An 11,329-nucleotide genomic window follows, 5' to 3' on the forward strand; every position below is an offset into this window, starting at 1 on the left:
GGACCACCATTCGGCCCGTGTCCGTCCCGCGTCGACACTTGCGCAGATCCCCAGTGTTCGAGCGCCACGATCGCTTCCCGCAAGGCGAGGCCACGAGCGGTCAGCGCGTAGGCGCGGGTGTTGTGTCGCAGGGGCAGGCGTACCAGGACTCCGGCCGCCTCAAGCTCGCGCAAACGGGTGGCGAGGATGTTTGTCGGCACTCCGAGCTCGCGCTGAAGATCGCCGTATCGCTGTGGTGCGTCGAGTAGTTGCTCGACGATGAGGAGAGCCCATCGTGCGCCGACGATCTCGAGGGCTGTTGCAAGGTCGCTCACGCGCTCGGATCGGTGTCCGGTTTCATCCAGAACGGGGAGTAGTGGTAGCCGTCGGGGTCGTCGAACTGGCGCTGGTACATGAAGGGGTAGTCGTCGGTGTCGCCGATCCGTCCGCCCGCAGCGCTGGCGCGTTCGACGAGTTCGTCTACGGCCTCGCGACTCTCGAGGTCGAACGAGACCGTCACCTTGGAGGGCGTGTCGGACCCACCGATCAGGTCTTCGGTGCCTCCGACGCTGGCGTACATCTCGCGGCTGCCGAGCATGACGTACTGCTCGGGTGCGATGGCGAAACACGACACGTTGTGATCGGACATCTCGGCATTCAGGGCCCAGCCGAGGGCGGTGTAGAAGACGGTCGCGCGGTCCACGCTTTCGACCGGACATGTAATGAAGAGGCTCACGGCGGCATACTTGCAAAATACAAGTGCCGCGTCAAGCCCTAACCCGCCGACTTTCGGGTCTCCCGAAATGCGCGACGCCGAACCGCCTTTCGCAGTGGCCGAAATCGCGCGAACCAGGCACGCGCCCACACTGCTCAGAACGGTGGCGGTTCCAGATCAGGCACGAATCCGACTAAGACCGGTGGCGGTATGTCGATGTAGACCTTGCCTCCGGGCGAGGTCCATTCGAGCACTCCGCCAGGCAGGTGTCTGACCATCCACGGAGTCTCGCCCTTCAAAACATGGTGCCTTCGGCAGAAACACGCGAGATTGCAGTGCGATGTTTCGCCGCCGAGGGCATAGTCGCGCCCGTGATCCACGTCGCATCGGTGCGCGGGCATTCGACACCCGGGGAATCGGCAATGGGGATCCCGAACCCGCAAATATCGGGTCAAATCGGCGGATCTCGTATACCGATCGACTGCCAGCACCCCTCCGGTGATGGGATCGGCGAGTACGCGCTCCCATCCCGGCGCCGAGAGGGCCAAGATTCGGGCGGTATCGATGTCGACCGGAGCCCGACCGACGAGTTCAGCGGGGTCTGCGGTCACGCCGGCCAGCGCCAGCGCAGGAACCGTCACGTTCACGACCGCACGGATCGACGCGAGCCCGCCGTACCCGTCCGACAGCCCCTCGCCCGTCGCCGGATCGACACGGTGAGTCAGCACGATCTCGGCCAACACGTCGGCCCGAATCTGACTCATCGTTCGCGGGTCGGGCTCGGCGCCCTCGGCGGCCGCAGCGGACGCCGCGTTGGTGATCTTGCGGGCCATCTGCGTAAGCATGTCGTGCATGCCATGGACGGGAACCGCGGGACCCCGCATGACCAACTCCGCCATGCCATCTGCGTCGTCGCGGACCCACACGCCTCGCCCCTCACGGGCTGCCTTGTGCCGATCGGCAAACGTGCGGGGCTGTACCTCTTCAACCAGACGTGCCAAGGAGGCATTCAGCCGACCGGCGGTGGTGGTCTCGGCCCGCGCAATTGCCTCGGCCTCGAAGACCTCACGCACGGAAGGATCTTCGATCTTCGACCCGTGATCCACGATCACCCGCACATGTGCGACAGCCACCCGGCCCTCCTCCAGGGCCTTGAGCGTCGCCGCGAACTTGGTCGAGATGGTGTGGGCCTCGTCGATCTTCCGCTGCACGGTCCTGTCGGACTGGTTCGCCCGCGCCGCGAGCTCAGCCGCGATCGCTCGTAGCGGTAGTTCTGCTTCGCGTGCGCTCGTCCGCGGCAGAGTTTCCATTCGCGAGAACGCAACGTCTCCCGCCCGAGCGAGAACGCGAAGCACCTTCGCCTCCGAGGCAGCCAACTCGGCAATCGCGGTCCAGTACTCATCCGAAACGTCGGCAGAGACGACGTCGATGCCGTCTGCTTGTGTCTCTCGTTCGTTCGAATGCATGTACTAAAAGTATCAGTGAGTGCCGACATCGCACCCGCGATAATTCACGGCTGTGGATAACTCGATAGAACAAAAATACGAGCATGACATGCGACCGGATGCTTCAATAGCGCGATCTCCGCCCACCCTCCCGTCCCCGCGCAGCGACAAGAAACGCACCACTGCCCGCAAACGCAACCCACCCCCTCGACGGCAAGGGATCGCTCGCGATCCCGCGGCAGCTTCCAGAGCGCACCGCAGCCCGAGCTACCCGAGGACGAGCGCCCCCGCACGTCGAACCTCAACAGCATCGCCCACTGGACACCGCAGGACCCCCGTCCGGTAGTCTCCAACGAACATCCGGGCTGCAGCGGCGCTCCCGACCCGCCCCGACCGATCACTCGATCCGCACTCGGAGACACATGCGCCCCGCCCAGCAGGCCCAACAGGCCGAACACGCACCACAAGCAGCACGCCCGCCGAGCGCGCCCGCAAGCAGCCGCCCCGTCTGGCTCACCCGCACCCTCTGGGTAGCCCTGATCGTCTACGGCATCACCCTCGCGACGATCGCCCTCTGGCCGACCCACGTGGACGCCCCCGCAAGCGGCATGCTCAGCGCAATCACCCGTGCGATCCCGTGGCTGACCTACGCACGCATGGAGTTCACGGCGAACATCCTTCTGTTCGTCCCGTTCGGGGCGCTCGCGATGCTGCTGCTCCCGCGCGTGCATTGGTGGTACGCCCTCGTTGCCGCGCTCGCGTTCTCGACGACGGCCGAGTTACTGCAGATGCTCGCGACCGATCGAACGTCAAGCATTCAGGATGTCGTGGCCAACACTTTCGGCGCCGCCATCGGCATCCTCGCGGTCACTCTAAGAGCAAAGAACGCAAAGCCTCAGGGTCGGCCCATCCCGTAGTAGGTCCACCCCGCCGCGCGCCACGCAGCCGAATCCAAGCAGTTGCGCCCGTCAATGACCACCGGCGATGAGACCAACGATGCTGCATGCGCGGGCGTCAGGTCCCGGCGGTACTCGTCCCACTCGGTCACAACCACGACGGCGTCGGCGCCGCGCAGGGCTTCATCGCGATCGGCGACGAAGTTGAGTTGCGGATGCAGCCGCTCGGCGTTTGCGATCGCCTCCGGATCAGTCACCGTGACCCACGCGCCGAGTCCGCGCAGACGCACCGCAACGTCCAGAGCGGGGGAGTCGCGCACGTCATCGCTGTGTGGCTTGAAGGCTGCGCCGAGCACGGTGACGTTCTTCTTGAACACCGTGCCGCCGAGCGCCGCGACGACGAGATCGACCGCACGGTCGCGGCGACGCAGGTTGATCGCGTCGACTTCACGCAAGAATGCGACCGACTCACCGCGCCCGAGCTCTTCGGCTCGAGCCGAGAAGGCGCGGATGTCTTTGGGCAGGCACCCTCCACCGAACCCGATGCCGGCGCCCAAGAAGCGGCGCCCGATACGCACGTCGTGCCCGATCGCGTCGGCCAACTGCGTGACGTCGGCACCCGTAACCTCGGCGATCTCGGCCATGGCGTTGATGAATGAGATCTTGGTCGCCAAGAACGCGTTCGCGGCGACCTTCACGAGCTCGGCCGTGGCGTAGTCGGTCACCAAGAAGGGCGTGCCCTTCGCGACGGCCGGATGGTAGACCTCGCGCAGCACATCGGCCGCGCGCGAGCCCGAATCATCCGAAGGCACTCCAACGACCAGGCGGTCGGGGTCGATCGTGTCTTGCACGGCCCATCCCTCGCGCAAGAACTCGGGGTTCCACACCAGAGTGGCGCCGGTCGGAGAAACGACCGACGCCAGGCGAGCCGCAGTCCCCACGGGCACGGTCGACTTGCCCGCAACCACGTCCCCGGGGGACAGGTAAGGCGCCAGAGCCTCGAACGCCGCGTCGACATAAGTAAGGTCAGCCGCGTACCCATCCTTGCGCTGCGGCGTCCCAACGCCGACGAAGTGAACGACAGCCCCCTCCGCCTCAGCGATATCAGTCGTGAACCGCAGATTGCCTGACGCAATGCCTGCGGCCAGGATGTCGGTCAGCCCCGGCTCGAAGAAGGGCGCCTCGCCGCGTGACAGAGATTCGATCTTGGCCGCGTCGACGTCGATCCCGATGACTTCGTGACCGATGGATGCCATGGCCGCCGCGTGAACGGCTCCGAGGTATCCGCAGCCGATGACAGACAGGCGCATGCTTCTCCTTGATTGTGACGCGATGTGGGGCAAGCGCCCGCTCAGATTGGTCGCGTCGCCGCACTACCGAGCATAGAGAGCCCCGGTGACGACCGTGTTACCTGCGGCGGCCGCGGCAATCGCTGTGACAGCGAACAGACCGATGGCCGCAGCCCTGAGATCAGGATGCTGCGGCCATCAGTTAAAGATGAGCCCGAGGGCTGCGATCAGGCGTCGACCTTCTGGCGCTGGCGGCGAACGGTCGTTGCTACGACAACCGCACCACCGGCGAGCAGCAGCGCGCCGCCGCCGACCCACAGGCCGAGCAGCATGGCGCCGTCGGTTCCTGTGTTGGCGATTTCATCGCCCGCTGCAGCGCCTGCGGCCGCGACGGTGACGGAGATGCCACCCGGCACGCTCGGCGAGGTGGCGGTGAAGACGTAGTTGCCAACGGCGTTCGAAGGCATGCGCACAGTGAAGGCGGGGGCAGAACCGCTGCTCGTCGCCGCGACGGTGCCAAGTGTCTTGGTCTGAACTACGGTCTTGACGACCAAAGCGAGCGATGCCCCCGAGGCGTTCTCGCCGGTAAGTGAGAGCGTGACGGTCTCACCGGGGGCGAAGGGGTCGCCGGGGAATGCGATCGAAACCGTGCCACCTGGGGCGACGGTAGTTGAGCTCGCGGCGATATCGCCTGAGGTCGATCCCGAGGGCGGGTAGCTGGGTGCGGGGGTTGCCGATGCGGCGACCGGTGCGGCCAGTGCGAATGCGGCGACGAGGACGGCAGTGGCAGTGGCTTTGGGGAAGGGAAGCCTCATGTCAGTTCCTTATGGTTTCTCGGTGTGCGGGGGAGGCGGCGCTAGGTCGCCCGCTCTTGATGCTCCGGTGCGGAACGAGGAGAGAAGACCACAAGTAGGCCGTCCCGAAAAAACGACCCTATGAACTGCCCCCTCGTTCCAGTATTAGGCAAACTCGCAGGAAATGCTAATGTCCTCTGTTTCGTTTGCGTAAAGAGTTGGAGTACGGACGACGTCGAGAATCGGCGTCGCCGCCGTCGCAACGACTACGTCGAACGACGCGGAGCCGCCCGGCGGCAGGTCGACCGACCACGAGATCACGTCTCTTCCCGCGTGGGTGGCGGTGTCGATCGTCCGCGAGCCAGATGCGTGTGAGCTCACGACCATAGCGCCCTTGGGTAAGTAGATGTAGGCCACAGTCCTCGCGGTTCCGGGTGGAACGCCGAAGATGCCGTCGCCGTGGATATACGGCGAGAGCGAGGTCTCAGCGTCCACTGGCGCGTCGTTCTTGATGGTCACCCGGAGTGCCGCCGCGTCGCGCCCGTCGGCAAGCGCGCCGCACCACCCCACGGTGGTGTTAAGACGGGCGTAGTAGTCCATCTTCGAGCCCGTGCCGTCGTTGACGTACACACCGAATCGGGTGGCCGAGGCATCCGTCACGGGCAATCCGCCCTGCAGAGTGGTGCCGTCGAGCACGGCCTGGTCGTCGGAGTGGGCGCTCCAGATCAAGAGGTGGTGTTCTTCACCCGCGCGGGCGAGTGCCTCGAGCAGGGGACCAGGTTGCGCGGCACCCGAGCTGACCGAGTCGAAGACGGCGGCGGCGGATCCGGCGAAGAACGCGTCGTGCTGCTCGTTGTCCGCGTAGCGCAAATACACCTCGTTGAGCAGAAGCTGTGCCGCGTTTGCCTCGTCGAGCACGTCGCCGGTTTGCAGGGTGACGGGGCCGGTGGCGGAAAGCAGGTACGACAATGCGATCGGGTCAATGCTGATCACGCCGTCGACGGGGGTCCCGTATTTGCGCGCCCAGAATTCGTTCGCTAGCTGTGCCGCCGTTGCAAAGTCGGTTGCCTGCGTCACGTTCTGAAACCACATTCCCGGGCTCGCACCGGTGATCGACATGAGTTCGTCGTCGATCGGCAGGATCGGGTCACTCGACGAGCCGACTCCCGATGCGGTGTCTTGCTCGGTCAGGGTCATGGCACCGTTCTCGGTGTGGATCAATACCATCGCGCCGGGGTTGCCGCCGAGCGAGCGCCACTCGGCGTTGTTCTGCACGATCACCAGGTAGTCGCGGGGACCGTCTGCGCCGAGCATCCGCGGCAGCAGCACGCTCGCGTTGGCCAACGATTCGGTCGCCACAGCGACGCCATCCAGCAGTGAGGATGCCTCGTCGAACGGCGAGCGCACAGCTCCCACGAGTGCCGTGCGATCGACTGCCGCGAGCGATGCCGCTGCCTGTCGTGTCCCGTCGGCGGCAACGGCGGCCGCGTCCTGCATCTCGATGAATGGGGAAAGGTCGATCGCTCCATCCCGCGGCGCGAAGGAGTCTAGGTCGATGGTTCCCGCGACGTCGATAAGAGGGCCGAGCGCATCGCTTGCCACATCGTCGATACTGCGGGCCAAAACCGAAACCGCATGCAGCTGAGGTCCGATCCACGGCAGCGACTCGGCGGTTCGCCAGATCACGTCGCTCGTGAGCTCGCGGGCGGCCGAGGTGTCCTCCGACAGTGCGTCGACGGCGGTCGCGGCGGCTGCCGGATCGGTGGAGACGAGGTTGGGTAGCTCGGCTGCGGATTGCTGCGCTTCATTCAAGTGTGATTGTGCGAGCCATGCACGGATGCCTACCCAAGCAGCGCCCGCGACCACCAGCACCAGCACCGCGCCCAGCACCACTGCGAACACTCGGCCCGCCACCCGTCGCGAATGACGTGGCCGCGGTGTACTCATTCATTCACCCTAAGTGACGCCCCGCCGGGACCTCGGTGCCACCGTTCGGGAGGGGACGGTATCTTGCGTGAGAGTTCACGCCGCGTCGTGCGGGGCGCATCGGTCGCCGATCCGATAGTCTCTCCCGCACTATCCCGCGGCATTGGTGCAACCGATCCGAACACGGAGGCCCATGGAACCCGCAGCTCCCGCAGCTCCCTCGCTTGCTGTGCCTGACGGTCCCCGCACCCGGCAACAACTTCGCCGTCCGCAACGCGAACCGAGTAACGCGACAACGCCGGTCATGGTGACGAGGACCATCCGGCGCCGGCCGCAATGGGTGACCGCGGCGCTCTGGATTCTCGTGCTGGTCTATGGCGTAGCGCTTGCCTTTATCGCGTTGTGGCCGACGTATGTTGACGTGCCCGCGCGTCCGATGCTCGACTCAATCACCGCTGAATGGCCGCTGCTGACGTTCGCGCGCATCGAGTTCATCGCGAACGTCCTGCTATTTGTGCCGTTCGGGTTTCTCTTTACGCTGATCCTGCGGCGAGGCCACTATGTGGTGCTCCCCGCCGCGCTCGTCGTTTCGGTTGCTGTCGAGGCATGCCAGGTCCTCATCGACGAGCGTGTATCGAGCCTGCTGGACGTCGTCGCCAATGTCACGGGCGCCTGCGTCGGCATCCTATTCGCCGCACTCATCCGCGCCGCGCGTCGATAGCGAAAGACCTACTCGCGCAGCTTCCCAACGTGCTGGCGGTACCAGGCGACGGTCCGTTCCAGTCCCTCTGCGAGCGAGATCTGCGAATCCCAGCCTGCCTCAGCGAGCTTTGACACATCGAGCAGCTTCTGCGGCGTCCCGTCGGGCTTGCTCGTGTCCCACTGAGTCTCGCCCGTGAAACCGACGACATTTGCGATCGTTTCCGCGATCTCGCGAATCGTCACGTCCGATCCGGTACCGACGTTCACCTGCTCGGGACCGTCATAGTGCTCGAGTAAGTGCAGGCAAGCGTCGGCCATGTCGTCGGCGTGCAAGAACTCGCGACGCGGCGTTCCCGTGCCCCAGTTGGTCACAACCGGCGCGCCTGACTGCGCGGCCTCGTCATAGCGGCGGATGAGCGCAGGCAGAACGTGGGACCCCTCCGGGGAGAAGTTATCGTTCGGGCCATACAGGTTGGTCGGCATCGCCGAGATCCACGGCAATCCGTACTGGCGGCGCACAGCCTGCGTTTGCAGAATTCCCGCGATCTTCGCGATCGCATACGAGTCGTTGGTGGGCTCGAGGTGACCGGTCAGCAGCGAATCTTCCGGGATCGGCTGTGGCGCGAACTTCGGGTAGATGCAGGACGAGCCGAGAAACAGGACGCGCTCGACGTCGTTCGCGAGCGCGGCATCCAAGACGTTCACCTGGATGCGCATGTTGTCGCTCAGGAAGTCGACCGGGTAGGTGCTGTTTGCCAGAATGCCGCCGACCTTCGCCGCCGCCAGCACGACGTACTTGGGCTTGATCTCAGACATGTACTCGAAAACCGCATCGCGGTTCTTCAAGTCGAGTTCGGCTGAGGGCTTGCCGACAATGCGGTCGAAGCCGGCAGACTTGAGCCGTCGCCAGATCGCGGAACCGACGAGCCCGCGGTGGCCAGCGACGTAGAACGTCGCGTCGCGGTCGAGGGGGCCCGGGGCGTAGTCGAGGCCGTCCGAGGCTGTCACTTAGTGCCCCACGAGGTCAGTGACACCTTGTCGATCCACGGTCGCCCCGCATGCGAGAGCGCTTCGATATCGGCGTCCACCATAAGGCGGGCGAGTTCACGACCATCGATAGACGGGGTCCATCCCAACTTGTTCTTCGCGTGCGACGGGTCGCCGATCAGGGCATCGACCTCGGTCGGGCGTAGGTAGCGCTCGTCGAAGCGGACATGCTTCTCCCAGTCGAGCCCCGCATGGCTGAACGAAATCTCGAGGAACTCGCGAACCGTGATGCCGAGGCCCGTCGCGAGAACGAAGTCGTCGGGTTCGTCGACCTGCAGCATGCGCCACATGCCCTCGACATACTCAGCTGCATAGCCCCAGTCCCGAATCGAGTCGATGTTGCCCATGTAAACATGCTCTTGCGTGCCGGCCTTGATAGCGGCGACAGCACGTGTGATCTTGCGTGTGACAAATGTCTCACCGCGACGGGGCGACTCATGGTTGAACAGGATGCCGTTGACCGCGAACATCCCGTAGGCCTCGCGATAGTTCTTGGTGATCCAGTAGCTGTAGAGCTTTGCGGCGGCGTAGGGCGAGCGGGGGTAGAACGGCGTCTTCTCGTCCTGCGGCGGGGGAGTGGCCCCGTAGAGCTCGGACGACGACGCCTGGTAGAACCGCGTCTGGATGCCCGAGAGTCGGACGGCTTCTAGCATGCGGATAGTGCCGGTTCCGGTCGTGTCGGCGGTGTGCTCGGGCTCGTCGAACGAAACGCGCACGTGCGACTGGGCGGCCAGGTTGTAAACCTCGTCGGGATTGATCTCGGCGAGCAGCGTGACGAGGCGCGCGCCGTCGCTCAGATCGCCGTAGTGCAAGAAGAGCTTCGCCGTCGGATCGTGCGGGTCGACATAGAGGTGGTCGATCCGTGCTGTATTGAACGTCGACGCCCGTCGGATGAGCCCGTGTACCTCGTACCCCTTCGAGAGCAGGAGCTCGGCGAGGTAGGAGCCGTCCTGGCCCGTGACTCCGGTAATAAGTGCGCGCTTCGTCAAGGAAGGTCCGTTCGCGTGGGGGAAGGGGCGACGTGCTCGGTCCGACCCTACCGGGACCAACAGTTTCCGTTCTGTTGCGCGCAGAGGACGTCTCGAGCTCAGCGACGCTTCCTGCGTTCCGACGCTGCCTCGGCTACGAGGTGCGACCATCGCTCAATCGCGACGCTTTGGTCGAGCACCCTCTCGCGATAGGCCCGCCCGTTGGCGCCGAACTTGGCGCTCATATCCTTATCATTTCCGAGCGATAGAGCTGCGCCTAGGAGCTCTTGTGGATGTCCTGCCGGCACCACGATCCCCGCGTGGGCAGCGCTGATCTCGGTAGCCGTGATGCCCTCGGTGTCGGTAGCTGCAACGATCGGGCGACCTGCATCGAAGTACGACGTTAGTTTGCTGGGCACCGCCATCTCCGACACCCCCGGCTTCTCGTTTACTAGGAGTATGTCTGCGGCGGCAAGTGCTCGTCTGTAGTCATCGTCGTCGAGTGGATCGACGAATGTCAGGCGCTCAATACCGAGGGCCCGGGCTTCAAGTCCTGCACGTTCTCCACCATCGCCGACGAGGATAAAGTGGATCGGAGCGTTGGCTTCATCGGCTAGACGAGCGGCATCCACGATGTTCTCGAGTCCCTGCTTTGCTCCCATGTTTCCTGTATGAACTGCGAGAACTTTGTCGAGTGGCCAGGCCAGCTCAGACTTCGACTCGGTTCCGCTTAGCGGGGCGGAGGGCCGTAGGTGTGTCCAGTTGCGTATTACGGCGGATCGTTCAGGGCTGACCCCGAGTTCGTGGATGACGTACTCAGCGAATCGGTCATGAATCGTCACGACACGGTCTGCTGCTCGCAGGGTCCGAGATTCCGTCCACTTTGTGATGCTCCCTACGAGTCCGCCACCCTCCCCCGTTTCCGCTAAACCGAGGGTGTAGATGTCTTGAACCCAGATGATGAGTGCTGGTCGTCCCGGCGTGAGATGAACTCGAAGGGCTACGAGTGCCGTCGAGAACATCGACGGCGATGCCGCGACCACGACGGGAGCTCCGCCCCAGCGTCCGAAGAAGAGGCGAGCGCCGAAGCTGAACTCCGAGACTAGACGGCGAAGGCCGCGCGGGGGTCTGGGGACGAAGTGGAGCCTGCGTCGGACTTCGACGTCGCGATCAAGCTCGACACGCTTCCATTGGCCGTAACCTGCGCGAATCTTCCACTCGGGGTAATGAGGGTGCCCCACGTTCGCTGTCACCTTGTGGCCCAGGTTGCTCAGTCCGTAGGCAAGAGCCCCTGTGTACGGGGCGTTGCCAGTTGGTTCGGGGGGGAAGTGCAGGCTCAGCAGCGATATGCCTGGGCGAGTACTCATACCGTGACCCTACCGAACCGTCATTGGGCACAAAGACTGGGCCAGGCTCACTGCCAGGGGCCGAGAGGCGGGAAGTCGTTCTCCGCTTTCGTCCATTCATGAGGGGCGTCGACAGACGCAAATACTTCCGCGAGAAGTGTCGGTTCGTTGTCAGTGCCCTTCGCGACGAATTGAATCGCCCCGGGTGTCGTGGAGGGTCTG

Annotated in this window: 11 protein-coding genes; 2 read left to right on the forward strand and 9 right to left on the reverse strand. The window is 64.6% G+C overall.

Features of this window, described 5'->3' with window-relative positions; translation table 11 throughout:
- The 3 genes from MIC448_RS12075 to MIC448_RS12085 all read right to left on the reverse strand — a co-directional run.
- On the reverse strand, nucleotides 1-314 hold a 314-nt coding region (locus MIC448_RS12075; RefSeq protein WP_144238045.1), incomplete at its 3' end, for a helix-turn-helix domain-containing protein.
- Entirely contained in the window at nucleotides 311-715 is a 405-nt protein-coding gene (locus MIC448_RS12080) for a VOC family protein (RefSeq protein ID WP_036300027.1), read from the reverse strand. The genes MIC448_RS12075 and MIC448_RS12080, both read right to left, overlap by 4 nt.
- 134 nt (nucleotides 716-849) lie before the next feature.
- A complete protein-coding gene (locus MIC448_RS12085; protein WP_036300029.1) occupies nucleotides 850-2,160 on the reverse strand; it encodes an HNH endonuclease signature motif containing protein in 1,311 nt (436 codons plus the stop codon).
- Nucleotides 2,161-2,561: 401 nt separating this feature from the next.
- Between MIC448_RS12085 and MIC448_RS12090 the strand changes: the two genes are divergently transcribed.
- The gene (locus tag MIC448_RS12090; RefSeq protein WP_051513720.1) at nucleotides 2,562-3,056 is read left to right on the forward strand and encodes a VanZ family protein; all 495 of its coding nucleotides are present in this window, start codon (nucleotides 2,562-2,564) and stop codon (nucleotides 3,054-3,056) included.
- On the opposite strand, the gene MIC448_RS12095 is transcribed toward MIC448_RS12090, so the two are convergent.
- From MIC448_RS12095 to MIC448_RS12105, 3 genes are all read right to left on the reverse strand, one after another.
- Nucleotides 3,035-4,345, reverse strand: a complete 1,311-nt coding sequence (locus MIC448_RS12095; RefSeq protein ID WP_036300036.1) for a UDP-glucose/GDP-mannose dehydrogenase family protein — start codon at nucleotides 4,343-4,345, stop codon at nucleotides 3,035-3,037. The two genes, MIC448_RS12090 and MIC448_RS12095, sit on opposite strands and share 22 nt — an antisense overlap.
- A 206-nt stretch (nucleotides 4,346-4,551) precedes the next feature.
- A complete protein-coding gene (locus MIC448_RS12100) occupies nucleotides 4,552-5,139 on the reverse strand; it encodes a hypothetical protein (RefSeq protein ID WP_036300038.1) in 588 nt (195 codons plus the stop codon).
- Between the two features lie 144 nt (nucleotides 5,140-5,283).
- The gene (locus MIC448_RS12105; protein ID WP_243419998.1) at nucleotides 5,284-6,930 is read right to left on the reverse strand and encodes a DUF4012 domain-containing protein; all 1,647 of its coding nucleotides are present in this window, start codon (nucleotides 6,928-6,930) and stop codon (nucleotides 5,284-5,286) included.
- Between the two features lie 454 nt (nucleotides 6,931-7,384).
- Here MIC448_RS12105 and MIC448_RS12110 point away from each other — a divergent pair, with 454 nt between their 5' ends.
- On the forward strand, nucleotides 7,385-7,765 hold the full coding sequence (locus MIC448_RS12110) for a VanZ family protein (protein ID WP_051513722.1): 381 nt from the start codon (nucleotides 7,385-7,387) through the stop codon (nucleotides 7,763-7,765).
- Nucleotides 7,766-7,773: 8 nt separating this feature from the next.
- Here the strand turns inward: MIC448_RS12110 and MIC448_RS12115 are convergent, their stop codons facing one another.
- From MIC448_RS12115 to MIC448_RS16575, 3 genes are all read right to left on the reverse strand, one after another.
- Nucleotides 7,774-8,754: a GDP-L-fucose synthase gene (locus MIC448_RS12115; RefSeq protein ID WP_036300041.1), complete on the reverse strand. Its 981-nt coding sequence runs from the start codon at nucleotides 8,752-8,754 to the stop codon at nucleotides 7,774-7,776.
- Nucleotides 8,751-9,782 (reverse strand): GDP-mannose 4,6-dehydratase, encoded by a 1,032-nt coding sequence (gene gmd, locus MIC448_RS12120; RefSeq protein ID WP_036300043.1) that lies wholly within the window; start codon nucleotides 9,780-9,782, stop codon nucleotides 8,751-8,753. Before gmd ends, MIC448_RS12115 begins: the two co-directional genes overlap by 4 nt.
- Nucleotides 9,783-9,880: 98 nt before the next feature.
- A complete protein-coding gene (locus tag MIC448_RS16575; protein WP_036300045.1) occupies nucleotides 9,881-11,128 on the reverse strand; it encodes a glycosyltransferase family 4 protein in 1,248 nt (415 codons plus the stop codon).
- Between the last annotated feature and the right edge of the window lie 201 nt (nucleotides 11,129-11,329).

It is taken from the genome of Microbacterium sp. C448 (assembly GCF_000582705.2).
In the GTDB taxonomy this organism is placed as follows: Bacteria; Actinomycetota; Actinomycetes; order Actinomycetales; family Microbacteriaceae; genus Microbacterium; species Microbacterium lacus_A.